The organism is Bacillales bacterium, assembly GCA_035700025.1.
In the GTDB taxonomy this organism is placed as follows: domain Bacteria; phylum Bacillota; class Bacilli; order Bacillales; family DASSOY01; genus DASSOY01.
Window position 1 is genome coordinate 13542 of sequence record DASSOY010000044.1, and the last position, 24230, is coordinate 37771.

Below are 24230 nucleotides of genomic sequence, written 5' to 3' on the forward strand. Positions count from 1 at the left end.
TTCGAAAATCGGCCGCCTCCTGAGATTGATCTCCAGTTTGTCAAATTAAGAAAATCTATGATTTCTTCTTCTTAATTCCTTGTGAAATTCGGTCAAGAACCATCGCGATGATCACTAGCGACAATCCTCCTTCAAAACCTTTACCCACATCCACTTGTGTAACCGCCTGATAGACAATGGTTCCAAGACCTGGCGCCCCAACGAGTGAGGCAATTACGACCATTGACAGAGAAAGCATGATGCTTTGATTGATCCCTGCCATAAGGGTGGGAATCGCAAGTGGGATTTGTACTTTCAGCAGTCTTTGACTTGTCGTTGAACCAAACGCATTGGCAGCTTCGACTAAATCATCGGGTACTTGGCGAATACCAAGATTGGTTAATCTGACGGTAGGCGGCATTGCAAAGATGACCGTTGCAATAATGCCGGGTGCCATACCGAGACCGAGGAAAATGACCGCCGGGATTAAATAAACAAACGCCGGCATGGTCTGCATAAAGTCGAGAATAGGAGTAATCACCGATTGGACAGAACTCTTTTGCGACATCCAAATGCCGATGGGAATGCCGATAATGATCGCAATAACAACGGATACGATCACTTCCGAAAGCGTGCTGGACAGCTGCGGCCAATAGCCAAGGTTGTTAACCAAGCCAAGACCGATCAATGAAAACAGTCCAACTTTCCAATTGGCTACCCACCATGCAATCAATGCAATAATAATGATCCACAAGAATGGTGTCCCATACAAAAACAATGTGACAAGCCAACCTGACATCGATTCAAGAACATTTTGGACCCCGTCAAAAAACCATTGAAAATGGTCCAATAAGAAACGAACAAGCTGGTCGACCCATATCCCTAAAGGTAGTTTCGGAAATAAATAATTCGGCATTATGAGCTCACCTCGCTTTCACTTTCTGTATCGTTTCCAGCGAGCGCTCCAATCAGCGAACCCCTCACAACGATTCCTTTCAATCGCCCGTTTTCATCGGTTACGGCAAGCGGCGCCTCAGCTCGAGCCATCGGTTCGAACAAATCCGCCAACAGTGTGTCCGGACTAACTGAAGGAGTATCAGTCATGAGCACGTCCTCAATGGACTTGTTTTCTTTTATCGCTTGATCAGCGGTGTCTGCCGTCAAATACCCCAACAATTTCCGTTTCTTATCAACTACGTAAACCGTGGAAACTCCGTGGTCTTTCATTAACTTCAAAGCAACACGCGGTCCGCGGTCTACCGGCACCGTCTCAGCTCTTTTCATGACGTGGGCGGCAGTCAACACTTTCGATAAATCTACGTCTTCGACGAACCGCTCCACATAATCGTTGGCGGGATCCATTAAGATTTCTTCGGCCGTGCCGACCTGGACGATTTCACCGTCTTTCATTAAGGCAATGCGGTCACCGATACGCAGCGCTTCGTCCAAATCGTGTGTAATGAAGACAATCGTCTTATGAACGGATTGCTGCAAATCCAGCAATTCATCCTGCATGTCTTTGCGGATCAACGGATCAAGAGCACTGAACGCCTCATCCATCAACAATATGTCGGGATCATTAGCCAAGGCGCGCGCCAACCCGACACGCTGCTGCATTCCGCCGGACAATTCCGTCGGATATTTGTCGAGATACCCGCCGAGTCCTACGAGTTCCAACGCTTCTTTCGCTTTTTTCTCGCGTGTCGTTTTCGGAATGCCCTGGATCTCCAACCCGTATTCGGCGTTTTGCAGGATGGTTTTGTGCGGGAGAAGCGCAAACTGTTGAAACACCATGCTCATCTTTTTTCTCCGCAACTGCCGTAATTCGTCCTGATTCATCTTCGTAACGTTGCTGTCTCCGACGATAATCTCGCCGGAAGTCGGTTCGATCAATCGGTTGAGCAGTCGGACGAGCGTTGATTTTCCGCTTCCCGAAAGCCCCATGATCACGAAAACTTCCCCGTTTTGCACTTCGAAGGACGCTTGGTTTACGCCTACCGTCATGCCTGTTTTCTTCAATATATCGTCCTTGGACATGTTGTCCTTCAACATACGGAGAGCATCTTTCGGATGTTTTCCAAATACCTTTGTAATTTTGTCCACTTTAATGGCGACGTTATTTTCGCTCATCAATTCACCCCGCTTTTTTCATCATGCGGACATCCGCTGAAGGCCGTTAACTACTATACAAAAGATTATCGATGATGACAATTAATTTGTTTTATAAAATTTGTTTGTTTGGTACAAACAGTTTTTTCTGTACAGAATTGCAACGATGTCGACATCAATCGTCCGCACCTTACTCTATACCCGTTTTTCACGGACAGAAACCTTTTTTGCGTTTTTTTTGAGAAAACCTATTGATTTCCGGATGAAAACGTAATAAAGTAATTGGAGAAATTGCCGGCGGCGGATTCCAATGGATCCGCCGCCGCATCGTGATATGGCAGGGGGGATACACATGAACTGTTTGAAATCGGTCCGTTTTGCACGCGACTATGGCTCAATCCGGATAACGATCGTTTCCATCGGTGCGATGCTCGCTTTCTTCACGGTTTTTTACGTAGCCTATATTGGACTTCATCCGAATCTCGTCGTCACACGGTTCAACCCTCCCGTCTTTACGGCATCGGTACTCATCGTTTATCCGTTGCACAAATTGTTCCATTGTCTGCCTGTTTGGGCTGCCGGAAAAAAGGCGTGTTTCACCGTTGCCATGAATGATCATCGCATCCCGATGCTGTATTGCGACATCCGCCAACCGATTTCGCGCAACTTGGCCATTGCCTGCGTCACGTTTCCAATCGCAGCCGTTACGGCTGTCACGATCGCGGTTTGTGACTGGAATCCGTTCCTTCTTCCTTACATGGCTTTGATTGGCGCCGTCAACGTCGGCTTGAGCGTAACCGACTGTATTTACGCCTCCTACTTGTTGAAAGCGCCGGCGAACACGTACATTGAAGACTTTCGCGACGGATTTCATATCTTGATCCAAACGATGAAATAAATGATCGGCGCAAAGGCACCTCTTGCCCATCAGAGGTGCCTTTGTCATTCCGTCTCCGGGAGCGTGTAAACCGCGAACGTGATTTTGTTTTTTTTCAAATCGAACGTTTTGGCTGCAAGATAAAACTGATCCTCGATATGAATGCTCTTTAAGTCGACGTATACTTCCTTCTTTTTCGGAGCGATCTTGATCGACTTCGGCAAATCCGCGCTGTCCTTTATGTATTTGAGAACGCTCGGCACCGGAAGCTGAAGCAGCCCTAAACGGATCGATTTCTCTTTCAAAATCATGTTCCCGTTGCGCAAGACTTTCGGTTCCATTTTCATCGCGAATTCAATGTCCGAACCGAGGAAGTCCAAGACGCCTTTAATGATCAAATCCTTTTTCATGACCACTTTATAGCGAATGCGGTCCATCCGGTTGTAACGCTTGATTCTTGCATTAATCATCGGCTGCAGTTGCTGTTTCGTCGTCGATACGCTGAAAATCGGTTTCCCCGGCTCAACATCTCCTTCGATCGAAAACGTGCTGTCTCCGGCTTCCGGCAAATAATGTTGATACAACCCGTACAAAACAGCCAAAAAAGCGGCAAACACGATCAGCAAGGCAAAAAAAGCGAATTTCCAACCTTTTTTCAAGTTCTCTCCTCCAGACGCATGGTTGTATGTTCGTAATGTATCATACCCGCTTTTCGATGTTAACAACTAGGATTATCACAAAAAATTTGATAAAGTAATAGTATATGATTTTTGAGTACGGAGGTATCTTTCATGGTTCTGGTGGTCTTTGTCATCTTCGCGGTATTTGCGCTGCTTGCGTTCAATCACCTCGCCAACACCCTTTGCGTGAAGAAAAATCTTTCCAAGGATAAACAAAAAGTCGTTTTTCGCTGGTTTAATGTTTTGGTGACCATCTGGCTCGTTTCTTCGTACTGCGACATCTTCCTTTCCATCCAGTGACTTCGGGAAGCTTTCAATATGGACAACTGCCGCCGCTTCCGGCTTCCTCTTCGATTCTCTTGTTAATGACAGCCATCCGTAACAGGAACGTGTAATTTTTTTGATATTTCTTTCCCTGCTGTCCATCATAGCCGAAAATATGCTATAGTAATGAAGGTGTTCTCAACTGGACAACCTAAAGGTTATTAACAGGAGTGGATGATTTTGAAAAAATTACTAACGGCTGTCATGGCCGGATTGTTGGTATTTGCCCTTTCCGCTTGTTCGAACAACGGCGGCGACGAAGTGATCGTGAAAACAGACGCCGGGAACGTGACGAAGAGCGAATTCTATAAACAATTGAAACAAACCGCCGGCAAACAAGTGTTGCAGCAGATGGTGTACGAGAAAATTCTTGACAAGAAATACGACGTCTCAGAAAAGTTGGAAAAGGAATTCAACAAATACAAAGATCAGCAAGGCGATCAATTCGAAACGTGGCTCCATTCGCAAGGATTTCAAAATGAGGAGCAATTTAAGCAGCAATTGAAATTAAGCCTGCTCATCGAAAAAGCGCGCATGGACGGCGTGAAAATTACCGAAGACGAGATGAAGGAATACTATGACAAGCATAAAGTCGACCAATTCACCGAGTTGAAGGTGAGCCATATTCTCGTCAAAGAGGAATCCAAAGCCGAATTGATTGAGCAAAAATTGAAAAACGGTGCAGACTTTGCCGAATTGGCGAAAAAATATTCCGAAGATCCCGGTTCCGCGAAAGACGGTGGAAACGTCGGTTATGTCACGAAAAACAGCCAAATGGTGAAGCCGTTCCTCGACGCTGCGTTTAAGCTCGACGTCGGAGAAGTGAGCAAACCCGTGAAATCGCAATTCGGTTACCATATCATTAAAGTGACCGACAAGAAAGTGAAGTCTTTCAAAGAAGTGAAAGATCAAATCAAGCAAACGCTGAAGCAGCAACAAGCGAAACCGCTTGAAGAAGTGTTAAGTGAATTGAACAAAGAAGGCAACATCAAAGTAAAAGACGACGACTTCAAAGACTTGTTCAAGGTTGAAAAAACAGATGAGAAAGACAAAAAGTCCGACAGCAAATAAGCGACTATGAAATGAGCCTCCCGCGTTCGCGGGAGGCTCATTTGTCATTGGGCGGCGTCGTGTTCGCGCCGTTCCCTTTCGCGTTTCATCCGGCGCATGAAAATGTCGCCTTCTTCCTCAATCCATTCCTGATCGGCATCATAATCTTCTTTCGCTAAACGGACGAATTTGAAACCGCTGTAGAGGATGCCGGCAATGATTAAATAAACAAACCACGGGACGTGCGTCAGAAATGCATAGGCGGCGGAAAACCAATCCGTCCACAACAGGATCATCACCGCCGCGATCGCCGTCAATGTCGTCCATCCTTGCGCTTTGCTGCTCATAATCTCCCCCCTGAATACCGGCCGATCGTTCTTTGTCCTTTTCGCAAAGACAAGCCATTTGTTTCATGTTTATGAGGGAGCGGCAGCGATTATAACCGAAAATTAACCGTCTTCCCCGCCCGTGGTCTCAGGAAGGCTCGGTTTATAAAAAGACCGGTAATCGAGCGGTTGGATGCGTTCAGTGAACGCACCAGGTTCCGTAATCTCCAACGCGCGGTCCATCATGTTCATGCGCGCGTCGAGATTGTCGATCATGTGAAGCACTTCCGCCTCTTTGATCAACGGCGCCTTTGGGCTTCCCCACTCCGCCTTCCCGTGATGACTTAACACCATGTGCTGCAACAAAGTCACTTCTTCCCCTTCAATACCAAGTTCCCGCGCCGTATCACCGATTTCGCCGATCATGATCGGAATATGGCCAAGCAATTTGCCTTCAAATGTGTAAGAGGCGGAAATGGTGCCCGAGAGCTCCTTGACCTTCCCGAGATCGTGGACAATGACACCGGCGTACAACAAATCGGAATTCAACGAAGGGTACAATTGCGCGATCGCTTTCGCAAGTTTTAACATCGAAACGACATGATACGCAAGTCCGGAAATGTATTCGTGATGGTTTCTCATCGCCGCCGGATACGTAAAAAATGCTTCTTGATGATTTTTCACCAATTGCCTCGTCAGCCGTTGCAGCTTCGGATTTTTCATTTCGAAAATGTACCGGGTAATTTCGTCGCCCATTTCTTCGATCGTCAACGGCGCCGACTTCAAGAAATCGCCGATTTTCACCCCGTCTTCCGACGCAGCAAGCCGCAACGTCTTCAATCGCAACTGACTTTTCCCGCGAAAACTCGTCATTTCCGCGGTCACCTTTACAATTTTTTCGGCGACATACGCCTTTTCGTCATCTCCCGAACAATCCCACAACTTCGCTTCAATTTCACCTGTCCGATCTTGCAGCATGAGCGTCAAAAACGGCTTTCCGTTACTCGCCACCGCTTTTTTCGCCGAGCGGATCAGCATGAATTTTTCCACCGTTTCCCCGATTTCAAATTGATGAATGCCTTTGTCCATCCGAATTTCCTCCTCACAACTTTTCAATACTCGCCCTCAAGCCTCCGCCGCTTTCCCGGCAACCGTTACGACAAATCGTACGCCGTCCGCTTCGTTTTTCACTCGAATTTCACCGCCGTGCAGGTCAACGATGCTTTTCACAATCGCCAAACCAAGTCCGAATTTCCCTTTCGCTCCTTTATAAAAAGGATCGAACAAATGAGCGAGATCTTGCTCGGCGATCGGCTGCCCATCATTATACACTTCGAGCTTCATGTGCTCCCCGACCTTCGCTGCATGCAGCTGGATCTCTCTTTCCGCATACCTGAGCGCGTTTTCCAGTAAATTTTCAATCAACACTTGCCATTGCTGACGATCGACGTAAAACACGGCATCTTCGCCCGAAATCGCAATTCGAAGACCTTCCTGTTGTACCGCCAGACGTTCGACGACATCAGTGACGATCGACCCAAACCGGACTTCGGTCCGCTGCGGCGATTCATTTTTTAATGCATCGAGCTTCGTATAGTACAGCAATTCTTTCACGCGCTGCTCCATGCGGCCCGCTTCACTGATGATGACGTCCATCGTTTCCCCGAGATCCCCTTTCGGGAAAAGGCCGTCTTTTACCGATTGTGCGTAACTGTTGATGATCATGATCGGCGTTTTCAACTCGTGAGACGCATGTTGAATAAACGTCTTCTGTGATCGGTCGTAACGAAGCAAATTTTGCCGCATGTGCTCAAATTGGTCGGACAGCCGCTGAAATTCATCGCTTTGCCCCCAGCGAAACGACGTTTGCCAATTTCTGCGCGCGATTTGTTCGAACCGGTCGCCGAGCATCGTCAACGGACGGCGCAAATAACGTGACAGCCAAAATGCAGGAACGATACTGAGTACGCCGACGATGGCCAACACGACGAGTAATCGCGTCCACAGCGTTTTAACCAAACTGTTTCGGTAATTCCCCCACATGTAGGAGATCAAATAGACCGGTTGGCCGTTAAAGTTCTTTTTTCGAATGACGTAAAACAGCGTCCCGTCCTTATAATGCAATTGATAGCGGCCAAGGTTCTTCGTTTGGTTTCCCGCATGCTGCCCCATTTTGCGCAGAACTTCATCTGGAACGGATTCCCCCCATAATAACGTGAGCTCGTTCGTAACGATAAGGTGACTGACGGAAAGCGCGGCGTTACGGCTTTCGAGGAACCCTTTTTGGTCCGCTTCGGGACGGAGTTGGGAAGGTTTTGAAATGACATGAAATTTTTCCCGCTGTTGCTGCTCGATGATTTGATAAGCCTGTTGTTTCAACGCCCCCTGGATTGAAATCGGGTAGACGACGGCGATGATCACTCCGACGAACAATACGAGCGCCATGAACGAAATCCAAATCCGCTGTGTTAACGTAAGGTTAAGAAATTTCATAGGAAACAATCCTGTAACCGGACCCGTACATCGTTTCCAAGTCGAGGCGCGGCATTTTTTTGCGCAGCCGGCGAATGACATCGTCCACCGCGCGATCGGAACCAAAATAGTTTTCGCCCCAAACGGCGCGAAGAATCTCCTCCCGGGATTTTGTTTCTCCGAGATGATTCAGCAGATAAAGAAGCAAATCGAATTCTTTCGTCGTTAAATCAACCTCTTCCCCGTTTTCAGCGACGACTTTTCTTGTCAACGGATCGACGCAATAACTTGACACGTGGTACTTCTTTAACGGTGCACCGGCTTCGTATACGCGGCTTAACAATTTTCGCACGCGAATGACAAGTTCTTTCGGCAGGAACGGCTTGGCCAAATAATCGTCGCTGCCGAGTTCCAGACCGAGAATGCGGTCGAGATCCTGATCACGGGCGGATATGAAAACAACCGGCACATCGGATTTCGCTTTAATTTTGCGCAGCAATTCGTAACCGTCGACGCCGGGAAGCATGATATCGAGAACCCAGAGATCAAACTCGCTGTCCAACTGCGAGAGAACTGAATCGCCGTCGTGAAAGACCGAGACGTCCCAGCCTTCTTTTTCCATGTACGTCTTTAACACTTGAGCGAGATTGTTTTCGTCTTCGACGAGACCGATATGATAACGCGGCACATTCCCCACACCTTCCGACAAAATGGTACACGCTTTAATTCTGTTATACCATACCGCAGCGCCGCAATCATGGGAAGAACGATGAAAAATGATGTAAATCTACCCATAATCTGAAGATACAAAAAGACCGAAGATATGCTCCGGTCAGGGTTGGCTGCTATCCTTATTTTCACTTTGCTTGATCGTAAATAAACGATACACATGCTGCACGATCACTTTAAGAACCGCATAAGTCGGGATGATCAAAACCATGCCTAATACACCTGCAAGGTTGCCGCCGACAAGAATCAGCAAAATGATCGTCAGCGGATGCGCATTCAAGGCGCGGCCCATGACTTGAGGCGAGATGAGATTGCTCTCAACTTGCTGGGCAATAATCATGACGACGGCCACGTAAAACACCATGATGGGGTCTTGAAAAAACGCCGCAATAACCGCCGGAGTAACAGCCAAAAACGGACCAAGAAAAGGAATCACGTTCGTCACCATGCCAAACAACGCAAGCAGCAACGCATAATCGAGCCCGATGACGAGATAACCGATGAAAAGCATGAATCCGACGCACGAACTGACGATCAGCTGTCCTTGTATGTAACTTCCGAGCGCGCTGTCCATGTCTGTTAACACGCGGCGAATGTCGTTGTGGCGGGATTTCGGAAAAAAACGCACGAGGCTCGGCACAAATTTACCGTGGTCGTCCAGCAAGTAAAAAAGAATGAACGGCACGACGACGAGCGAAAACAAAAAGCCGACGAAACTGCTTAAAAGGCCGCCGATCGAAGTGCTTGCCGATGAAAAAGCCGCTTGCAGCTTATTCCCGGCATTTTGCACCGCTTGAACGACGAAATCGGGAATGGAATCTTGGTTTTCTTTCCAATAAGCGATCGCCTGCTGCACTGTGTCGATCATGTACGGAAGATTGTTCACGAGTCGGGTGAACTGGGATTGAATGATCGGTACGAGCATATTGACGATCAAGGTGATGACTCCGGCGATCACAAGAAAAACAACAAGAATGCCGACTTTCCTTGGTACGCGCCACCGCTCCATCCATTCGATGAGCGGGCGGATCAGATAAAACAACAACCCGGCGATCAAAAAAGGCAAAAACAACGTTTGAATGAAAATGATGAAAGGAGTGAAAACGAACTTATCGGCATTGATAAGCCAGATAAGAATAAATACCATGATGCTGCCGACGCCAATACGAAACCATCTTTCGTTAACCAAAGGAACATCCCCGCCCGTCTGCAAAATGATCAACAGAACTTCTTTCCTTATCTTAACATAATTACGGCCGATTTCGCCGTTTCCTTCCAAAAGCAAGCGTGAATCTCAACGATTTGTTGAACGATTTGTGAATTTTATGTGACAAATCTGCGAACCGTTTGTTATAATAATAAAAAAACAGTTCTTGCAACAAACAATCCTTTCTGGAAAGGATGATGAACGTTATGGATATGGCGATTATTTTCATGTTGGTCGCAAGCGCAGCTCCATTCGTGTTCATTCATTTGAAAAAATATGTTTTTGCGGCAGCGCAAGTGTTGTTGCTGATCGGCATGTGGATGTATTTCTTCGCCGGGTTGAATCCGGAAACGCTTCCGGCTCCCTTCTCCGTGCTTTGGTTTAGCTTCTACGGCAGTCTTGTGCTTTCTGAAATCGGTTACGTGATGTTTGTCATTTATTTAGGAAAGACAATCGGCGCAGAATACCGGCAGGAACACCCGGATTCCAACGATCCGATCTCCGAATTATAAACCGAAAACATGCAAAAACATGGGGTCTGAAAAGCTGTGGCTTTTCAGACCCCATGAACGTTTTCTGCTTGATCGCAACGAATGGAGGCTGACTCGTCAAATCGTTTTCAACGACCTTTTGAGTCAGCCTCTTTTAAGTTCGCTTACATATGGTTCATATAACTCATGCCGAACGACATGACCCAAATCGATCCGACAATAATGATCACGAAGGCAATGAAAGCATGCACCATATTCCACATTTGGAATCGGCCATCTTCCGATTCGGTCACGTGCATGAACATAAACAGTTGCACCGCCGCTTGCAAAAAGGCGAAACCGATAATGATCGCCATGATCATCCCCGTAGAAAGACTCGTCTTGAAAGCAATCCAAAGCGAGAGCAAGGTCAATACGATCGACAGGATGAAACCGATGACGTGCTGCCATGGAAAGTCGCGGCCGTCACTGTTTCGGCTCTGATTTTGCTCACTCATTTATCTCACCATCCCCGACAAATAGACTAGCGTAAAGATGAAGATCCAGACGACGTCGAGAAAGTGCCAATACAAACTGGCGATGAATACCTTCCTTGCGGTCGTTGCATTCAAGCCGCGCCGGACAAGTTGAATCATGATTCCACTGATCCACAAAATCCCAAGCGAAACGTGACACCCGTGAGTACCGACAAGCGTGTAGAAACCGGACCAGTATCCGCTTGTTGAAATCTTCGCCCCTTCTCCGACGTATTCGACAAATTCTTTCGCTTCGTCAGCAACGAATCCAAGACCGAGCAACAATGTAATCCCAAGCCAGATCAACAACCCTTTTTTGTTGCCTCTTCGCATTTCATGTACAGCAATACCCGCCGTAAAACTGCTCGTCAACAGAAGAAATGTTTCGATCAACAAGTCTTTCAGTTTGAACAATTCTTCCGGTGTTGGTCCGCCGGCATAGCGGCCGAACATGACAAGATAGGTGGCAAACAGTGTGCCGAACAAAATGACTTCGGCGCCGAGGAACACCCAAAAACCGAAAATGCGAAGGCGGCCTTCCTCCTTTGAATATTCTAATGGGCGCGAAGCGTGTTCAGTTGTCGCATTCAATGGCGTCAAGCCTCCTTAATCCGGTTTTTTTCCGTCCGCTTAATTTCCTCGACGCTGACGTAATGACCGTCGTCGATTTCAAAGGACCGCAGGCCCATACAAACGAGCACGCCGATCAAAGCGAGAGCGGCCACCCAATAAACATAGAAAACCGCTGCAAAACCGACGATGAAGAACAACCAGGACATGACGAACGGCCTTCCCGACGAATTCGGCATATGAATCGGCTTCAGCTTACTGACCGGAAGCGACCGAAGTACCGATGGTTCATTGTTTTGTTTCACATACCAAAACTCATCGAGCCGCTTGATGCGAGGAATAAGCGCAAAGTTATAATGCGGAATCGGTGTCGGCGTCGCCCATTCGAGCGTCCTGCCATCCCAAGGATCGCCTGTCTTGTCCCGTTTCCCATAACGAGCGCTCCAAATCATGTTGTAGACGAGCACCATGAATCCGATGCCCATCAACGCTGCACCGATACTGGCAATCACATTCAAGTCGGTCCAATGGCTGTTCGAGAAGGTGTAGACCCGTCGAGTCATGCCGTCAAGGCCGAGGAAGAACATCGGCAAGAAGCAAATCAGAAAGCCTGGAACGAACAGCCAGAACGCCCATTTGCCGATCTTCTCGTTCAACATGTGCCCGAACATTTTCGGATACCAGTACAAGAGTCCGGCAATGCAGCCGAAGACCGTTCCCGATATGAGCACGAAATGGAAGTGGGCAACGAGAAAATAACTGTTATGGTATTGATAGTCGGCCGCCGCCATCGCCAGCATGACGCCGGTAATCCCCCCGATCGTAAAGCAAGGGATGAACGCCAGCGACCAAAGCATCGGCGTCGTAAATTGTATCCGCCCGCGAAACATCGTCCCGAGCCAGTTGAAGATTTTCACGCCGGTCGGAATCGCAATCGCCATTGTCGAAATTGAAAAGAACGAGTTCACGTCAGGTCCGGCACCCATCGTAAAGAAATGGTGGACCCAAACAATCAAGCTCAAGAAGCCGATCAACACCATCGACCAAACCATCGCCTTGTAACCAAACAGCCGTTTTTTCGAGAACGTTGAGATGACCTCGGAAAACACACCGAACGCAGGTAAAATGACGATGTAAACTTCCGGATGGCCCCAAAGCCAAAACAAGTTCGCCCACATCATCGGCAAGCCTTCGCCAGTTAACGTAAAAAAGTGAGCGCCGAACAACCGGTCAAACGTCATTAGCGCTAGAGCGATCGCCAAAATCGGAAACGCAAAGATGATGATCGCCGACGTAACGAGAATTGACCAGCTGAAGATCGGAAGCTTCATCATCGACATCCCCGGAGCGCGCATTTTCAAAATCGTTACGAAAAAATTAATACCGGTCGCGAGCGTACTGAATCCCGAAATTTGCAAGGATAAGAGATAAAAGTTTTGCCCGACGCCCGGATCGAGTTCCGGTTCGGCCAGCGGTGCGTAAGCGGTCCAGCCGGCATCCGGAGAGCCGCCAATGACGAACGACAAGTTAAACAACATCGCGGCCGTGAAAAATGACCAAAAACTAAGGGCATTTAAGTACGGAAACGCGACGTCGCGCGCACCGATTTGCAACGGGACGGCCACGTTCATCAATCCGATGATGAACGGCATCGCCATGAATAAAATCATGATGGTCCCGTGCGTCGTAAAGATTTCGTTGTAATGCTGCGGATCGAGAAAGTCTTCATTCGGAACGGTCAGCTGCGCTCTCATTAACAGGGCATCCACCCCGCCCCTGAACATCATTAATACGGCGGCAATGATGTACATGATGCCGATTTTTTTATGGTCAACCGTTGTCAACCATTCGTTCCACAGCCATTTCCATTTTTTATAGTAAGTGAGGACGAAGATGACGGCCAATGTTGTCATGATAATCATGAGATCAGCCGCATAGATCATCGGATCGCCCTTCACGAAGAAATGATCGACGTGATGATTCACCGGAAGTCCCTCCTTTTAATGCGGTGGCAAAATTTCTGTATGTTTTACGGCAAAGTCCGGTTCTTTTACATGATTTACAAATGAAAGATGCGTTGATGAAAACGTTTTTTTCGCCGATACGCCTGGCTCCAAAATGTTCAAATATTGTTCTTTCGTAAGTTTCGGCGCATTCTTTTTCACTTTCTCCGCCCATGCTTGGAAATCTTCGCGAGTCATCGCATGAACGTTGAATTTCATTTTCTGAAACAGTTTTCCGTTAAAATTTGCGTTCTTGCCCACGTAAGTGCCCGGATGATCGGCTTCAAGAATCAATTGCGTCATCATGCCGGCCATCGCATATTCTTGTCCGCCGAGAGACGGAATCCAGAGCGACGACATCGAACCGGCCGAAGTTAAGCGAAACTTGATCGGTACGTCTGCCGGAATGTTTAAGTAATTAACCGTTTCAATGCCTTGTTCCGGATAAACAAAAATCCATTTCCAGTCGGACGAAACTACGCGGACCGTCAACGGTTCCTGGTCTTTCGATTGCTTCGGCGGATCTTCCAGCGCATAAATCGTCCGTACCGTCGGAACTGCAAGACAAATAATGATGATGATCGGAATGACCGTCCAGAGCAATTCCAACCATTTGTTGCCTTCCTGCTCAGGATCATGGTTTTGATGACCCGGGCGGTCCCGGTAACGCACGAGTATGATCGTAAATGCCGAAAAGACGACAAGAACGATAAACAACATGAAGCCGAGCGACCATAAGATCAACTGAAATTGATCTTCGGCCACAGGACCTTGCGGATTCAAAACTTTTATGTTGCATCCACTCAACATGAATACACTCAACAATAATGTCGATAAGGAAATCGTTTTCCACTTGAACATAAGGCTCACTCCTCTCCTGATGCACAGTTCTGTGATCGCCGTCACATTTTTTCAGATCCGCAATTATCTTACCAGAGAAGACGTTGCAATGGCTGCCGCTGCAGCAAATGTCGCCATTTGCTCACGTTTTGATCACAATTCATTAACAAAATCGTCCCGAAATGTTCAAATCTCGCGGACGATTGTGCCCCATCTTTTTGTTCTATACCACAATGGGTGAGGTGTTTAACGAAAAATGAATAAAAAAAAAGAAACGGCAGTGACCGCTTCTCTCAATAAACCCTATAACGTTTCCGACAATTGATTCAAAAGGTCGGCCGCCTTCAACATCCTCGATCCGTACCAGCAAATTTCTCCGTCGATTGCGACAATCTCGCAACCGGAAAGGTGTTCGCGTAATTCCTTTCGGTCCGCATCTTGAAAAGGATACGGCTCAGAGGACAGAAAAACGAATTCCGGCGAAGCCTGGCGAAGATCCGCGACCTCGATTTCCGGATACCTCTCCGGACGATTCGCAAAAACGTTCGTAAAGCCGGCTTTTTGCAGCATCGAATCGATGAAAGTGTCGCTTCCGGCGGCCATGTACGGATTTTTCCATATCAGATACGCCATCGAACGCGGGCTGACCCTTCCGAAAAAGTCGAATTTCTGTTCGATTTTCTCAGTGAGCGCTTCCGCTTTTTTTTCGCGATCGAGCAATTTCCCGAGATCTCGTATCATCGTCAATGCGTCCTCATAGGAGCGAACATCCGCCACGAACACCGGAAAATCTTTTTCCAACGCTTCGATTGTTTCCTTCGGATTTTCTTCCTTTTCGGCGATAATCAAATCCGGTTTCAGTTCGGCAACGACATCGGTCTTAATTTTTTTCGTGCCGCCTACCGTGCGCACCTGTTTCACAAGCGATTCAGGATGAATGCAATAACGCGTTCGCCCAACGACTTCTTTCTCCGTCAAGCCAAGATCGAACAACGTTTCCGTAATCGAAGGACATAACGAAACGACTCGTTTCGGTGGAAACGGATACGCGGTCTCACGGCCTAAATGGTCTTTCATGTTACGCATTACTGATCGCCTCCGTGTGGATCAAGGCTGGAATGCGCTCGAGCGCAACATTCCCTCCAGACACAACAGCCGCCGCCTTCTTTCCGGAAACGCAAGCCTTGTTGGCCATGACCGCAGCAATCGCGACCGCACCCGAGGGTTCAACAAGCTGTTTCATTCGCTCAAGCATGAAAGTGAAGGCTTGCTTAATTTCCGTTTCGCTGACGAGAACGATCTCATCGACATAGTTTCGAATGACTGGATAAGTCATCTCGCCGGGTTGCAACGCCCGCAAGCCGTCAGCCGCGGTTTCTGGATGATCGATGGAAACAATTTTGCCCGCCGCCAAGGACTGAAAAGCATCGTTCGCCCCCTCAGGTTCGACTCCGATGACACGCACCTCTGGATTCGTTTCCTTGATCGCGGTCGAAATGCCGGAAATGAGCCCGCCTCCGCCGATCGGCACATATATGACATCGACTTCAGGCAGCGCTCGCAAAATTTCCAAACCGACGGTCCCTTGGCCGGCCATAATAAACGGGTCGTCGTATGGAGGGATGAATACCGCATCTTTTTCTTTCGAAAAGACGCGCGCTTTAGCCAGTCTCGTCTTCGACGTCGGCCCGCCTTCGAGCACGGCCGCCCCGTAACTTTTGATCGCATCCACTTTGCAGCGAGCCGCGTCATCCGGCACAAAGATCGTAGCTTTCATGCCGAGCCTCGCGGCCATATAAGCAACCGCTTGCCCGTGGTTGCCCGAGGACGCGGCCACGACATGCTTCGTCGTTCCTGCCAGCGATTTCAGCTTGTTCGCCGCCCCGCGAATTTTAAACGAACCCGTCTTTTGCAAATGTTCCGCTTTCAAGTACACTTCGTTGTCCGCCATCTCCGATAACGTACGCGACTGCAGCAACGGGGTTTCGTGAACCTCTCCCGCAACCGATTTTCCCGCTTCCTTGATGTCGCGCAAACCAATCATCGCGCCAACCCCCTTCTTGCCTTGCCGCGGCAGTTCGCCGCATCCGGCATGCTATTCTCTCATTATAAAGGATAAACGAGCAGATCAAGCATAAAATCATAGAAATCGTGAAGGCATTCGCGAAGAAAGGACAATCGGTATGAAACGGCAAGATCCTCACATTTTATCAAATGTTTTCGGTCTGCTCTTGCTTTATTTCAACGTCATTATCACATTCGCGGCGATTTACATGCTGCTCGACCATACCGGAGCCGGCCCGGTCATCGACCACTACGAACGTTATGAAATAACCGAAGGATGGTCTCACATGATCATGAAACCGCTGTATTTTAGCGCGATCACTTTGTTGTCTGTCGGCTACGGTGATATTACGCCGTTCGGCTGGTCCCGCGCGGTCTCCGTCATCGAAGCGCTGGTGGGCTATTTGCTGCCGGCGACCGTGATGGTGCAAGTTGTCCGGCTGTTTCCCAATCAATTCAAACGGTAAACGCTATTGCCCGAATGTTTCCGGCATGTTCACTTTTGTCTCCGAACGGCTGCGCTTGACTAACAATAACACTTCATTCAAAAACAGCAGAACGACGATCCATGCGAAATAAGTAAGAACCGAGTGGTGCAATGCGCTCAACCATCCTGCCGGCGGCACACGCAAGTGCATCGTGAAAGCAAAGAACATTCCGAACGTAAAATTGCGCGCCCACTGGGTCACGTTATAGCTGCCGATTCCGCGTGCAAAGCCAAGTTGTTTGACCCGAATTACAGCTCGCACGGTTTCACAGCTTTCAACAATGATGAACCAGACAAACACCCAAAGCCAAATGGCAACGGCCGCACGGTCGGAAACCGCATTTGAAAGAATGCCGGCCAAACCGGTAATTGACATCGAACCGTGCAAAATGCAGTTCGTGTTCGTCCATTCATGGATCCAGCGCAATTGCCGAAACGTTCGCAAATAACGAAGCACGATCAACAAAAATCCGATCATGTAAAAAAAGGTGCCGATCAACAGGAGCGTTACCGCGAAAACGTGCGGAAGCAGGTCGCGAAAAAGCGCATGACAAAAAATCAATACCGATTCCGTCGCCACTGTCGAAAGCAAGATGATGCCATGCATCTTCTCATACCAACGGTTCCGAAAGACGATAACGAAATTTTTCACGCACAATCCGAAAAACAACGCCCATAAAAAAACGTTGAAACCTGCCATCACTTCGGCAACAGCGGCAAACTCGGGGACGCGATGCACCAATATCGTTCCCGTCACCGAAGTTGCCGCCACCCAAGTGCCGATTCCAAAACTTCCGACCGGATCTCCGAGATGGAACTTCCGGTTCCCCGAATCGAGGAGATCTTTTACATAAACACCAATAAAATATACCCACAAGGCAAACAGGGCGATGGCGAAAATTTTTCCGTAGAATCCGGTGAACAACGAAAAATGTCGGGACACCCCGCTCATGAAGATGCCGAATGACATAATCATCGCCGCCGAAGACGTCGGCAATCGGCCGCCGACAAAAAAGATTGGGCGCAGCCAAAGAAACAAAAGACCGAAAAGCAACAACCACTCCACGTCGATAAACCAATCATCGACCGCATTTCTGCTCAATGCCAATGCGACCAACAAAAACAGAAATACAGCCCCCGAAACGATACGGGTTTTCATTCCTCTCAACTCCTGAACAAACATCCGTCCTTTTGCAGCCGAATCATCGGCCGCCTGCTTTATCTTACTCCAAGAACGCTTTTAAGACAACGACGTGGTTATGTGTTTCGTCCTTTGCGGCGTAAAGCAGCGTAACCGTGCCTTCTTCGCTCCAATCGCGCAACTGCTCAACAGCCTCCTGGCGTTCCGCACTCTCGGAAAGCTCCTTTTCATACGCTTCCTTAAATTCGTCGAAACGCTCCGGATCATGTCCGAACCACTTGCGCAAGTCCGGACTCGGCGCAACGGCTCTCATCCATTCGTCGAGCCGTGCCTCTTCCTTCGAAACGCCGCGCGGCCACACCCGGTCAACGAGCACGCGCTTCCCGTCATCAGCCGAAGCTTCTTCATAAATTCGTTTCAAACGAATCATGACCATCGCCTCCTCGATGTCGATCATTCCCTTTCACCGGCTGCGCCAAACGATTCAACCTTGTTCCTCTTCCTTTTTCTTCAAGAGCAGGACGAGCTCCCGCAATCCTTCGTTGCGAATTCGGTCATGCTCCGTCTTCTGGTTCATGAACGCAATCGCCTTGAACAAGAAAACAATCGCAAACACGAGCAAAAACAAAGCTCCGAGAAAATATACGATCGGAATTAAAGTAAACAAAGTCCCGCCTCCGACACTCATCATCATCCATTCCTCCTTTTTCTATTATTATCGGTTAATTGAATGAAAATTGCATGTTTCATGCCAAATCGTTGATTCATCTTTGGATTTGTTATAAGATATATCATAACATGTAAGGAAAGCTAACATATTAAATCGGAGGCTTGAACGGACAGTGAAAAAAATCGAAGCGATTATCCGCCCGCAAAAATTGACGGATACGATCAACGGATTGCGAAAAATCGGAATTACCGGCCTCACCGTATATCAAGTCGTCGGACGCGGCCAACAGAAAGATGGAACGGGTGTCTACCGCGGCCACAACTATAAGGTAACGCTTCATCCGAAGGTGAAAATCGAAATCGTGTTGTCCGACAATAAGGTTCGTGAAGTGATGAACGTCATTATGAGCACGGCAGGAACCGGAGAAAACGGGGATGGAAAAATTTACGTCTCGCCGGTCGAGGAAGCGTACAATATCCGAACGGGAGAACCGGATCAAACGATCGACGAACTTGTGAAAAAGGTGGAGAACTAATGGAACTCATTTACTTGAATACCGTCTGGGTTGTCATCGCCGCAGCGATGGTTTTGTTCATGGAAGGCGGATTCAGCTTGCTCGAAGCCGGTCTCGTCCGCACGAAAAACACCGTCAACGTCACGATGAAAATTTTCGTCGATCTGACCGTCGGCACACTCGCCTACTGGCTCGTCGGCTTTGGCTTCATGTTCGGAGATGACGCATTCGGCTTGCTCGGTACGACTCTATTTGCCGCACCGGAAAACGTTCAACTTACGGCGAACTTGCCTACCGCCGCTTACGTCCTGTTCCAGATCGGATTTGCGGTCGCCTGCATCTCCATCGTTTCCGGAGCCGTCGCCGAACGGATGAACTTCAAGGCTTACATTCTCGTCGCCGTCTTCGTTACGATGATCCTCTATCCGATATCCGGCCATTGGATCTGGAACGCCGGCGGCTGGCTCGCCTCCCTCGGTATGAAAGACTTCGCCGGCTCCGCCGCGATTCACGCCCTCGGCGGCTTCGCCGCCTTGAGCATGGCCAAAGTGCTCGGCCCGCGCAAAGGCCGGTTTCACTCCGACGGCAGCGCGAACGTTTTTGCGCCGAGCAACATTCCGCTCGCCTCATGCGGTGCATTCGTGCTCTGGTTCGGCTGGTTCGGCTTTAATGCCGGCAGCACGCTCGACGCATCAAACGCCGCCCTGGCCTCGATCGCATTGAACACGATGCTCGCGGCCGCCGCCGGCGGAGCGATGACGTTGTTCGTCACAATGTTCAAGTTCGGAAAAGCCGATCCGAGCATGACGATCAACGGCGTCCTATCCGGCCTCGTGGCGATCACCGCAGGATGTGCTTACGTCGCGCCCTGGAGCGCTGTCATCATCGGGGCAACCGCAGGTTTCATCGTCGTTTACGCCACCTTGTTCATGGATTCACTCAAAATCGACGATCCTGTCGGCGCAGTTGCCGTACACGGATTCAACGGCGTTTTCGGGACGATCGCCGTCGGTCTATTCGATTCCGCGGACGGCCTTTTGACGACCGGCAGCGCGAACCTTCTTCTCGTGCAACTGTTATGCGCCGCAGCCGTCACCTTTTGGGGCCTTGGCGGAGGATACGCAGCCGCGAAAGGCATCGATAAGCTCGTAGGAATTCGAGCTACAGAGCCTGAGGAAGAAGAAGGATTGGACATGGTTTATCACGGAATTCCCGCATACAACGACCTCGAGCGTTTTTCGGATCTTCCTTCAGGACTTTACGATTTTCAAGAACATACCGGAATTTCGATCGCCGAAGGAAAACCGCGAAAGAAGTGGAAGCGCGACAAACATTCAGTCATTTGAAACAAAGGATTTCCGGGATCGCCGCGAAACGGTGATCTCTTCTTTTTTGCTATTATCGCCTTTTTACAATTTAGGAACAAAGAACCAGCAGCACTGGGACCATCCGCTTATTTTAATTTTTTTTACAAATCTTGAAGGAATTTGTCAGTCGACTGCGAATTACATTATTAGACAAGTTACCGTGTCGGCAAAATGGTTTGACGAAAAGTTGAGGTGTATTTCTTGAATGTCAAAGTTCGAAAAGATGTGTTGCTAGACTGGTATTACGCGATGAAGAATAAAGATTTCGAAACGGCCGATCGGATGAAACAAGAAATCGACACAGCAGAACAAGATGTTTCGGATTTCGAAATGAAAGCACTTTACAAATTAATGGCAGCCCGTTACCATTTAATGTACAAGGATTTGGTAAAGTTTTCATCTGTCATCGCCGAACTTGATCTTAATACGAACAATGACCGTTATTGGTTGACTTATTATTATCATTTCTTCCGCGGCATTTACCATTACGAACGCCAAGAATACAAATTATCCCTCGATTTTTACAATCGTGCCCGCTTGCACGTGTTCAACCAAGATGCTGAAGAAGTCGGTGAATTTTATTACCGGCTGGCAGCGACTTATTTGCGAACGTACAAAATCACGTTGACCATCGAGTATGCGAAGAAAGCGCTGGGCATCTTCAAAAGCAGCCACAATTACAAAAGAATGTCAGGCTGTGAAATGATATTAGGCATTTGCAACCAGGATATCTTTCAGTATAACGAAGCAGAAAAGCATTACCAGGACGCTTTAATCATCGCCGAAAAAACACAAGACGAATTGTTGAAAGCAAGAGTGCTGCACAACCTTGGAGTCTTGTATTCGGAGTTGAATGAACACAAAAATGCGATCCATTACTTGACGCAAGGACAAAAGCTGTTCAAAAACAACGATCTTTATTTAATAACGCAAAATCTGTTTCAACTGGCGAAAAACTATATAAAGCTTGATCACATTATGGAAGCCCTTAAGATGTTGGACAAGGGGCTCCGGTTATCGAAAGAGAACGATTACCTCACGTATTACTATCGGTGTAAACTGCTCAAAACCAAGTTTTTTGAGCCTCAACATTTTGAAACCATCTATAAAGAAGGGATTGAATATTACAAAGAACATGAAGAATGGCAGTTAGTCGTCGAGTACAGTGATGAATTGGGTGCTTACTACGGTGGAATAGGAAAGTTTCAAGAGGCTTATGAGTACTTACTGTTGTCCATTGAAGCAAGAACAAAAATCGAAAGGGAGCGTGGACTTTCCAATGAAACATTTGATAGTTAAGATTATCGTTGTCGCTGTAGTAGGTTTGGGACTATTCGCACTTAACGACTTGAATGCTGCAACCCATTTGTCGGCTGACGGGGTTGAGACGAACTCAGTAGACAATACCATTGACGATTAATCCGAATTCGATCGAATAGGAACGCGGCGTGCATGCCAAGTGCACGCCGTTCGCTGTTGCAATCTTCCGTGAACACGCTCCCCCTCCCCGAAAGCCCGTATTTTTGATAAAATAAGCAAAAACCCCTCTGGAAAGTCGGAGTGACGATGAACGCCAACAAACAAAAACAAGTCCTCGATGATTGGTACGAGGCGATAAAAAATTTCGAGTACGAACGATCCGCGCAACTGAATAAACGTGTAGATGCCGATTTACTTCTAAAAGATGAAGATTTGATCCTTTACCGGCAGCTGCTTAAGGCAAGATACCTCATCCTGCTTAAAGATCACGACAAAGCTGCGCTCTTGCTTGACGGCCTACACCCGCCGGCCAACGAACATCATTGGCTTCACTATTATTTTTATTTTTTTCACGGCCATCTCGAATACAATCGAAAAAATTATAAAAAAGCGCTGGCGTTCTACGCCCAGGCGGAAAGGACCGTCTCCGCGCTCAACGACGAAGAATGCGGTGAATTTTATTATAAAAAGGCTTCCGCCCTTTACCGCGACCTTCGTTTCGAACGCTCTCGCCGGGATGCCGCAAAAGCACTGGCTTTGTTTGCAGCGCACGCCCATTATAAGCGAATGGCCGATTGCGAAAATCTGCTTGGATTGCATTTTGAAGATCGGGGCGAGTTGGAATCGGCTCACAACCATTACATGAAAGCATTGTACTACATTAGAAAGGCAAAAAATACGTCTTCGGAGAACATCATCCTCTACAACATCGGCGTCCTGTACGCGAATCACCGGCATTTTGCCGAGGCTTTGCCTTATTTCAAACGTGTTTTTCCGAAATGGCGTGAAACAGACAATGATTTTATTGCGCAAACCTATTATTTTTTGAGCAAATGTTGTTTTCAGCTCGGAAAGACGGTACAAGGGAAAGACTACTTAGACAAAGGATTGGCCTATGCGATTTCGCACAACAATGTTGACTATCGACACCATTTAAAACTTTTAGAAGCAAAATTCGTGGACCCTGCTTCGCGTCAACCCGTCTACCAGGAAGCCGTTTCCCACTTCATTAGGAACCACGATTGGACGTTTGTCAATGAATACAGCCGCGAATTTATTTCGATGAACAACGGAATCGCAAAAGAAAAGCGGCCATGCCAACAAGGGGCGGATCTCGTTTCTGTCGGAAACCATTTGTATTTTCACGCAACCGAAAGTTGGATCGCCTTTGATAAACAAGAAAGAATCGGACTCTCCCGGAAAGAGTCGAACCTTCTGAAGTTTTTCATCGCTCATGAGGGAGAAATCATTTCGGCTGCCGTCATCGCCGCAGAAATATGGAAGGGCTCCATTCAAGCGAGCGGCGTTCGCCAAGCCATTCATCGGTTAAAAAAGAAGTTGGGACCCGCCGCCCCTCTCATCGTCGGACGTCCGCAAGGCGGCTACGTTTATACGTCGCCATGATATCGTTTGTTATAATAAAAGGAAGAAGGATATGGAATTTGAGGTGTGAATGGTGAAAGGCGAGCAATTGCGAACAGCGCTCAATCGATGGTATCACTTGATCAACACGGGGAACGGTGAGAAAGCGAAATCGCTCAAGCGCAAACTGGAAGCGTTCGGGAACATCCAAGACCCCGATTTGTCTTGCTTTTACCGACTGCTCACCGCTTGGTATTTTTTAATGCAGCATGACTATGACCAATCATCCGCGATCTTAAACACGATTTCGCCTCATCGAGAGAAAAGCCATTGGCTCAATTATTACTATTATTTTTTTCGCGGCGTAAACGCTTTTTATTTTCGGAACTATAACGAAGCTTTGCAGTTTCTCCAAGAAGCGAAACCTTTCTTACGTGACAAGCCGGAAATCGAACAAGCGGAATTTTATTATCGAATCGCTTCCGTTTATTTCAGAACCCATCATTTCAGCTTATCGATCAAGTTTGCAACAAAGTCGCTCCGCGCGTTTTCGAACAAAGATCAATCGGAACGCATGGCTGACTGCGAAAATTTACTCGGACTCAATTACATGTCGCTCGAGGATTATGATCGGTCCATGATCCACCTGAAGACCGCCTTAAACCTTTGCAGGGCCGCGAAAAGTGACAATTTGTTGAAATGGGTGATCTATCAAAATCTCGGACTTCTTTACGCGCACAAAGGCGAATATGATCGTGCCCGAACCTTTTACGAGGAAGTATACAGATGTATCGACACCAAGTATGAATGGATCCAACTCCAAAATATTCACGAACTATGCGAGACGTATTTTCTGCTGAATGAAGCGGATAAAGGGAAGGCCCTGTTAGCCGAAGGGTTACGTAAAGCAAACGATCCATCGAACGACTACTTTCATCGGTTCAAAGTGCTGGAAGCGAAATTCGCAGCACGCG

General features: G+C 47.9%; 27 protein-coding genes. 10 read left to right on the forward strand and 17 right to left on the reverse strand.

Annotated features, from left to right (window positions below; genetic code table 11):
* Positions 1-55: 55 nt before the first annotated feature.
* Together VFK44_07200 and VFK44_07205 are read right to left on the reverse strand one after the other, a co-directional pair.
* Entirely contained in the window at positions 56-895 is an 840-nt protein-coding gene (locus tag VFK44_07200) for a proline/glycine betaine ABC transporter permease (protein HET7628159.1), read from the reverse strand.
* Positions 895-2109, reverse strand: coding sequence for a glycine betaine/L-proline ABC transporter ATP-binding protein (locus VFK44_07205; protein HET7628160.1), 1215 nt, complete (start codon positions 2107-2109; stop codon positions 895-897). Before VFK44_07205 ends, VFK44_07200 begins: the two co-directional genes overlap by 1 nt.
* 331 nt (positions 2110-2440) lie before the next feature.
* Here VFK44_07205 and VFK44_07210 point away from each other — a divergent pair, with 331 nt between their 5' ends.
* A complete protein-coding gene (locus VFK44_07210) occupies positions 2441-2986 on the forward strand; it encodes a DUF3267 domain-containing protein (GenBank protein ID HET7628161.1) in 546 nt (181 codons plus the stop codon).
* A gap of 44 nt (positions 2987-3030) precedes the next feature.
* Here the strand turns inward: VFK44_07210 and VFK44_07215 are convergent, their stop codons facing one another.
* Positions 3031-3624, reverse strand: coding sequence for a YpmS family protein (locus VFK44_07215; GenBank protein ID HET7628162.1), 594 nt, complete (start codon positions 3622-3624; stop codon positions 3031-3033).
* A 132-nt stretch (positions 3625-3756) separates the two neighbouring features.
* Here VFK44_07215 and VFK44_07220 point away from each other — a divergent pair, with 132 nt between their 5' ends.
* Both VFK44_07220 and VFK44_07225 read left to right on the forward strand, forming a co-directional pair.
* Positions 3757-3945 (forward strand): hypothetical protein, encoded by a 189-nt coding sequence (locus VFK44_07220; protein ID HET7628163.1) that lies wholly within the window; start codon positions 3757-3759, stop codon positions 3943-3945.
* A gap of 204 nt (positions 3946-4149) precedes the next feature.
* Entirely contained in the window at positions 4150-5040 is an 891-nt protein-coding gene (locus tag VFK44_07225) for a peptidylprolyl isomerase (protein ID HET7628164.1), read from the forward strand.
* Between the two features lie 44 nt (positions 5041-5084).
* On the opposite strand, the gene VFK44_07230 is transcribed toward VFK44_07225, so the two are convergent.
* From VFK44_07230 to VFK44_07250, 5 genes are all read right to left on the reverse strand, one after another.
* Positions 5085-5366 carry a sporulation YhaL family protein gene (locus VFK44_07230; protein ID HET7628165.1) on the reverse strand — a complete coding sequence of 94 codons (282 nt, stop codon included), beginning with the start codon at positions 5364-5366 and terminating at the stop codon, positions 5085-5087.
* Positions 5367-5468: 102 nt separating this feature from the next.
* Positions 5469-6434 carry a 3'-5' exoribonuclease YhaM gene (gene yhaM, locus VFK44_07235; protein HET7628166.1) on the reverse strand — a complete coding sequence of 322 codons (966 nt, stop codon included), beginning with the start codon at positions 6432-6434 and terminating at the stop codon, positions 5469-5471.
* Between the two features lie 36 nt (positions 6435-6470).
* Complete coding sequence (locus VFK44_07240) at positions 6471-7838, reverse strand: HAMP domain-containing sensor histidine kinase (GenBank protein ID HET7628167.1); 1368 nt, start codon at positions 7836-7838, stop codon at positions 6471-6473.
* Positions 7825-8505: a response regulator transcription factor gene (locus VFK44_07245; GenBank protein ID HET7628168.1), complete on the reverse strand. Its 681-nt coding sequence runs from the start codon at positions 8503-8505 to the stop codon at positions 7825-7827. The genes VFK44_07240 and VFK44_07245 overlap by 14 nt, the downstream gene beginning before the upstream one ends.
* 144 nt (positions 8506-8649) lie before the next feature.
* Positions 8650-9831, reverse strand: coding sequence for an AI-2E family transporter (locus VFK44_07250; GenBank protein ID HET7628169.1), 1182 nt, complete (start codon positions 9829-9831; stop codon positions 8650-8652).
* A gap of 128 nt (positions 9832-9959) precedes the next feature.
* Here VFK44_07250 and VFK44_07255 point away from each other — a divergent pair, with 128 nt between their 5' ends.
* A complete protein-coding gene (locus VFK44_07255) occupies positions 9960-10265 on the forward strand; it encodes a hypothetical protein (protein ID HET7628170.1) in 306 nt (101 codons plus the stop codon).
* A gap of 143 nt (positions 10266-10408) precedes the next feature.
* Here VFK44_07255 and qoxD read toward each other — a convergent pair whose 3' ends face one another.
* The 6 genes from qoxD to VFK44_07285 form a co-directional block, all read right to left on the reverse strand.
* Positions 10409-10741 (reverse strand): cytochrome aa3 quinol oxidase subunit IV, encoded by a 333-nt coding sequence (qoxD, locus tag VFK44_07260; protein ID HET7628171.1) that lies wholly within the window; start codon positions 10739-10741, stop codon positions 10409-10411.
* Positions 10742-11350: a cytochrome aa3 quinol oxidase subunit III gene (gene qoxC, locus VFK44_07265; protein ID HET7628172.1), complete on the reverse strand. Its 609-nt coding sequence runs from the start codon at positions 11348-11350 to the stop codon at positions 10742-10744.
* A gap of 5 nt (positions 11351-11355) precedes the next feature.
* Positions 11356-13314: a cytochrome aa3 quinol oxidase subunit I gene (qoxB, locus tag VFK44_07270; protein HET7628173.1), complete on the reverse strand. Its 1959-nt coding sequence runs from the start codon at positions 13312-13314 to the stop codon at positions 11356-11358.
* A gap of 15 nt (positions 13315-13329) precedes the next feature.
* Complete coding sequence (gene qoxA, locus VFK44_07275; protein ID HET7628174.1) at positions 13330-14193, reverse strand: cytochrome aa3 quinol oxidase subunit II; 864 nt, start codon at positions 14191-14193, stop codon at positions 13330-13332.
* A gap of 282 nt (positions 14194-14475) precedes the next feature.
* Positions 14476-15258 carry a helical backbone metal receptor gene (locus VFK44_07280; GenBank protein ID HET7628175.1) on the reverse strand — a complete coding sequence of 261 codons (783 nt, stop codon included), beginning with the start codon at positions 15256-15258 and terminating at the stop codon, positions 14476-14478.
* A complete protein-coding gene (locus VFK44_07285) occupies positions 15251-16216 on the reverse strand; it encodes a threonine/serine dehydratase (protein HET7628176.1) in 966 nt (321 codons plus the stop codon). The genes VFK44_07280 and VFK44_07285 overlap by 8 nt, the downstream gene beginning before the upstream one ends.
* A 139-nt stretch (positions 16217-16355) precedes the next feature.
* Here VFK44_07285 and VFK44_07290 point away from each other — a divergent pair, with 139 nt between their 5' ends.
* On the forward strand, positions 16356-16703 hold the full coding sequence (locus VFK44_07290) for a potassium channel family protein (GenBank protein HET7628177.1): 348 nt from the start codon (positions 16356-16358) through the stop codon (positions 16701-16703).
* A 3-nt stretch (positions 16704-16706) separates the two neighbouring features.
* Here VFK44_07290 and VFK44_07295 read toward each other — a convergent pair whose 3' ends face one another.
* From VFK44_07295 to VFK44_07305, 3 genes are all read right to left on the reverse strand, one after another.
* Complete coding sequence (locus VFK44_07295; protein HET7628178.1) at positions 16707-17882, reverse strand: hypothetical protein; 1176 nt, start codon at positions 17880-17882, stop codon at positions 16707-16709.
* A gap of 64 nt (positions 17883-17946) precedes the next feature.
* Positions 17947-18321: a DUF488 domain-containing protein gene (locus VFK44_07300; GenBank protein HET7628179.1), complete on the reverse strand. Its 375-nt coding sequence runs from the start codon at positions 18319-18321 to the stop codon at positions 17947-17949.
* 27 nt (positions 18322-18348) lie between these two features.
* Entirely contained in the window at positions 18349-18555 is a 207-nt protein-coding gene (locus tag VFK44_07305; GenBank protein HET7628180.1) for a hypothetical protein, read from the reverse strand.
* A 151-nt stretch (positions 18556-18706) separates the two neighbouring features.
* Here VFK44_07305 and VFK44_07310 point away from each other — a divergent pair, with 151 nt between their 5' ends.
* The 5 genes from VFK44_07310 to VFK44_07330 all read left to right on the forward strand — a co-directional run.
* Entirely contained in the window at positions 18707-19069 is a 363-nt protein-coding gene (locus VFK44_07310) for a P-II family nitrogen regulator (GenBank protein ID HET7628181.1), read from the forward strand.
* Positions 19069-20394, forward strand: a complete 1326-nt coding sequence (locus VFK44_07315; GenBank protein HET7628182.1) for an ammonium transporter — start codon at positions 19069-19071, stop codon at positions 20392-20394. The genes VFK44_07310 and VFK44_07315 overlap by 1 nt, the downstream gene beginning before the upstream one ends.
* Before the next feature lie 222 nt (positions 20395-20616).
* A complete protein-coding gene (locus VFK44_07320) occupies positions 20617-21714 on the forward strand; it encodes a tetratricopeptide repeat protein (GenBank protein ID HET7628183.1) in 1098 nt (365 codons plus the stop codon).
* 267 nt (positions 21715-21981) lie between these two features.
* A complete protein-coding gene (locus VFK44_07325; GenBank protein ID HET7628184.1) occupies positions 21982-23298 on the forward strand; it encodes a winged helix-turn-helix domain-containing protein in 1317 nt (438 codons plus the stop codon).
* Between the two features lie 49 nt (positions 23299-23347).
* On the forward strand, positions 23348-24230 hold an 883-nt coding region (locus VFK44_07330), incomplete at its 3' end, for a tetratricopeptide repeat protein (GenBank protein HET7628185.1).

Coding starts and splice junctions, on each gene's coding strand:
- qoxA (HET7628174.1), bottom strand. CDS start 14,193: ATGTTCAAGTGGAAAACGATTTCCTTATCGACATTATTGTTGAGTGTA.
- VFK44_07295 (HET7628178.1), bottom strand. CDS start 17,882: ATGAAAACCCGTATCGTTTCGGGGGCTGTATTTCTGTTTTTGTTGGTC.
- VFK44_07220 (HET7628163.1), top strand. CDS start 3,757: ATGGTTCTGGTGGTCTTTGTCATCTTCGCGGTATTTGCGCTGCTTGCG.
- VFK44_07305 (HET7628180.1), bottom strand. CDS start 18,555: ATGATGAGTGTCGGAGGCGGGACTTTGTTTACTTTAATTCCGATCGTA.
- VFK44_07255 (HET7628170.1), top strand. CDS start 9,960: ATGGATATGGCGATTATTTTCATGTTGGTCGCAAGCGCAGCTCCATTC.
- VFK44_07290 (HET7628177.1), top strand. CDS start 16,356: ATGAAACGGCAAGATCCTCACATTTTATCAAATGTTTTCGGTCTGCTC.
- VFK44_07210 (HET7628161.1), top strand. CDS start 2,441: ATGAACTGTTTGAAATCGGTCCGTTTTGCACGCGACTATGGCTCAATC.
- VFK44_07300 (HET7628179.1), bottom strand. CDS start 18,321: ATGATCGACATCGAGGAGGCGATGGTCATGATTCGTTTGAAACGAATT.
- VFK44_07240 (HET7628167.1), bottom strand. CDS start 7,838: ATGAAATTTCTTAACCTTACGTTAACACAGCGGATTTGGATTTCGTTC.
- VFK44_07315 (HET7628182.1), top strand. CDS start 19,069: ATGGAACTCATTTACTTGAATACCGTCTGGGTTGTCATCGCCGCAGCG.
- qoxD (HET7628171.1), bottom strand. CDS start 10,741: ATGAGTGAGCAAAATCAGAGCCGAAACAGTGACGGCCGCGACTTTCCA.
- VFK44_07285 (HET7628176.1), bottom strand. CDS start 16,216: ATGATTGGTTTGCGCGACATCAAGGAAGCGGGAAAATCGGTTGCGGGA.
- yhaM (HET7628166.1), bottom strand. CDS start 6,434: ATGGACAAAGGCATTCATCAATTTGAAATCGGGGAAACGGTGGAAAAA.
- VFK44_07325 (HET7628184.1), top strand. CDS start 21,982: ATGAACGCCAACAAACAAAAACAAGTCCTCGATGATTGGTACGAGGCG.
- VFK44_07200 (HET7628159.1), bottom strand. CDS start 895: ATGCCGAATTATTTATTTCCGAAACTACCTTTAGGGATATGGGTCGAC.
- VFK44_07280 (HET7628175.1), bottom strand. CDS start 15,258: ATGCGTAACATGAAAGACCATTTAGGCCGTGAGACCGCGTATCCGTTT.
- VFK44_07230 (HET7628165.1), bottom strand. CDS start 5,366: ATGAGCAGCAAAGCGCAAGGATGGACGACATTGACGGCGATCGCGGCG.
- VFK44_07205 (HET7628160.1), bottom strand. CDS start 2,109: ATGAGCGAAAATAACGTCGCCATTAAAGTGGACAAAATTACAAAGGTA.